Source organism: Xenorhabdus aichiensis, assembly GCF_028598775.1.
Taxonomy (GTDB): Bacteria; Pseudomonadota; Gammaproteobacteria; order Enterobacterales; family Enterobacteriaceae; genus Xenorhabdus; species Xenorhabdus bovienii.
The window spans coordinates 1-2,723 of the sequence record NZ_JAQRFO010000098.1 but is presented as its reverse complement, the minus strand read 5'-3'; the positions used below and the strand labels follow the sequence as shown (position 1 = coordinate 2,723).

At 48.7% G+C, this 2,723-nt stretch carries 2 protein-coding genes; both read right to left on the bottom strand.

Annotated features, from left to right (window positions below; all coding sequences use genetic code 11):
- Nucleotides 1-165: 165 nt before the first annotated feature.
- The gene (locus PSI22_RS20945) at nt 166-1,242 is read right to left on the bottom strand and encodes a hypothetical protein (protein WP_273581415.1); all 1,077 of its coding nucleotides are present in this window, start codon (nt 1,240-1,242) and stop codon (nt 166-168) included.
- A partial coding sequence (locus tag PSI22_RS20940; protein WP_273581414.1) for a phage tail tip fiber protein occupies nt 1,239-2,723 on the bottom strand: 1,485 nt, incomplete at its 5' end. The genes PSI22_RS20940 and PSI22_RS20945, both read right to left, overlap by 4 nt.

Below are 2,723 nucleotides of genomic sequence, written 5' to 3'. Positions count from 1 at the left end.
ACATTCTGAATCACCGTATTGCCGGATTGAATCGAAATAATCTGGCCTGCGGCAATGCCGTTAATATTACTTTTCCATTTAGTGCCCGTTCCTCGGACAATAGCCGAGCCGGACACGAGATTCGTTGTGCCGTCTGAGTAGATCATGTTTGTTTATCCTGAGAGGTTAGAAATTGAAGTAATCGGAAGCGTCGAGGATCAAGACGGGTTTTTGAGTCACATAAGTGTAATCCGTGCCATACGGCACAGACCCCAGGTAACCCGCCTTATCGTAACTATTTGATACACCAAAGCAAATCGAATTCGCATCATAATTACCAACACATAATTCTTGATTTTTACCCAGACGCCCATCCAGCCAGAAGTGTTCACCGACCATTGACGGTATATACATGGGGTGGGAAATGCCGGGGACGGCAATACGTTCATTTTGTTTATGTTGACTGATTCTCACTTCTGTCGGCCGGGTTAACACCCCTACCCCGGATGAAAAGGTAATCTCCCCGCGACTGTTTCTCAGCCGTAACCCATAACGTTCATTTTGGAACCGTCCTGATGCATTCAAATCAGAGAAAATTATCACCCGAAAGGTGGCAGAAGTTCGTCCTCCATGACGCCTGTCGGTACACTGATAATATAAATCATATCCACTGGTGAACGCCTCCCGGCGTATCGAAATCATGGCATACGGATCATCGGTATGAAAGAACGCCAGACAGTTGCCCAAATTTAACCGGGGGTCTATCTTTGAGAAATCAACATAACCCTCAATTTTCAATGTCACTTTATGTGATACATACGAGAATCCACTGTGGGGAATATCCACATTAAAATTAACATTGCCCCCTATTTTTAGCCCTGCCGTTCCTGTCTGGTTATGAGGGAATGAGATTATTTTGACAATATTCCCTAATGTGCCATATGCATTTCTCAGCACCATGTTTTTAATGACAACGGTTTCACCATTCTGAATATAGTTACAATATTCTTCCCCGCCGTTAATTCGATAATTATCACCATCGTAATAGAACGCAATACCCGCCATTGCCTGAGCCGCAATCGCTGATTTATACCCTGCGGGAATTTTGACCGGACACGTCCATGTCTCAGCATCCGCGTTTGCCCCTGAGGTATTGGAATCCACATTGGCCACCCATGTCAGGGCAGCCGGTGCGGTATTGGCATTAAATATAAAGCTCGTTCCATCATGGGGATTAACAATCTTCAACCCATAATCACTCATAAGAATAACCCCAGTTCAATGATCGCTACGCCCCGGCTATCAAACACATACCAGCCTGTACTCCTGCTCTGGGTGCGATAGCCATTCCCAACGCCGTTAATCTCCAAAAATCCGGTATTAGCATCAATCCGAAATCCCCGCTGATTAGGAATATAATTCGATGATTTCATGTCAATGCCTACCAACAACCGTTTGATATCGGCCATATCAATAAAGGCATCCCTGACAAACAACTGTCCATTTTTAACCATCATAAACGGCTCCATCTTGCCACTGGCCGGATTAAACCAGCCAAAGTTATTGGCATTAAATCCAATGGAGGTAGTGACCTGTCCGTTTTTCACCTCAGCCCCGATAACCATCCCGGCTTTATAGAACTGGTTGTTGTACTTCACTCCCGCTCCGACATAGTTAATGGCATAACCGTTCCCGTCGATATCAAAGACCGCCGTCGCCTTCGTCTGCACCGCCGCCGCATTCTCCCCCACATCGGCCTGTACCTTCTTCATGTCCTCAGCAAAGGCTTCCCTGTCCGTAACCTGCGTGGTCTGAACGTGCAATATCTCGGCCTTAAGATCACCATTCACTTTCAACTGACGCTGAACAACAGCACCGGTGAGAGCGGCGTTCTCCATGATGGCTTCGGAGTTAAAGTCCATCTGAGACTGCAAACGCTGGCCTGCTTTGTTGGAAAGAAATTCCTTACCTGCTGCATCGATGATCCAGTTCGTATCCGAAGAAGACTCCCCACGAATGAACGCCGTCCACGGGGATTGATTACCGGACTTGTCCACCAGACGCGCACGGAAATAGAAGGCAACGCCTGCCGCCAGTCCCTGCATCGTGTGCGTCCGCTGGGGATAAGGGATATCGGCCAGCAGCATTAAGCCTTCACCGTCATTCGTCTTGCTGTACTGGATTTCAGTTTTTAACGTGTCGTCCGTCTGGGCAGCAAAGCCCCAATCCAATTGGATACCGAAGATGATCGGGACAGTCCGGAATGCCAACGGTGCCGGAGGGTTGCCTTCTTTCCCTTTCAGGTGAGTTTCCGGTGCATTCGCCCAGAGACTGGATATCTCAGCGGCATTAATGGCTCGTACTCTCGCCTGATAGCGTCCCGCGTAAATATTGGGGATTTCAAAGCCCTGTGTAGAGGTTCGGGGTGCAGATATCCAGTTGCCGTTATCACGCCGCCATTCAGCTTCATACGCGATCGCACTCTCGGCTGCATCCCATGTCACCCGCAATGTCGTGACCGCTATCCCCTGATTGACCACAGAATAACTGCTGATAGCGACATTTTTCGGGGGCGGCTGAACACCGGGAGGAATAACCGAAATCGGACGCTCGTCTATTCGGGTGCCGGTGTCGATATGGCCATATTTATCGGGGTTATGCTCAACGGCGGTGATATCGAATGACACCCCGTCCTCACCCTCTTTAATGCCCGTCACCCTGAATTGCTGGACAGCCAAATCCGT

What these genes read in the sequence shown, in the direction of transcription:
- PSI22_RS20945 (WP_273581415.1), bottom strand. Translation starts at nt 1,242, where the DNA reads ATGAGTGATTATGGGTTGAAGATTGTTAATCCCCATGATGGAACGAGC.